This is a genomic window from Clostridium sp. AM25-23AC, from assembly GCF_003435125.1.
GTDB lineage: Bacteria > Bacillota > Clostridia > Lachnospirales > Lachnospiraceae > Pilosibacter > Pilosibacter fragilis.
The window spans coordinates 1-247 of record NZ_QWGI01000088.1; the positions used below are offsets into that span (position 1 = coordinate 1).

Annotated in this window: 1 pseudogene; it reads right to left on the reverse strand. The window is 61.5% G+C overall.

Features of this window, described 5'->3' with window-relative positions:
• Positions 1–247, reverse strand: a pseudogene (locus DW677_RS17985) (hypothetical protein); the annotation flags it as partial.

A 247-nucleotide genomic window follows, 5' to 3' on the forward strand; every position in this document is an offset into this window, starting at 1 on the left:
CCCGTCCGGCTCCGGTCCGCCTGCATGAGCGCCGCCTTTTCTAAGATGGCGTGAAGTTCCGGGGAAAAATAGGCATATTCCCGAAGGACACGGGCGGCCTCCCCGCCGCAGGCGTTCATCAACATGGTATAGGCGTCGCTGTCCGCTTTGGTACAGCGCCCCAGCAGTTTTCCGTCGTAATAGCAGGCCGCGTCATAGCCCGTCCGTTTGCGTGGCATGATTCCCGCCTCCTTTCTGCTTCGGGCCA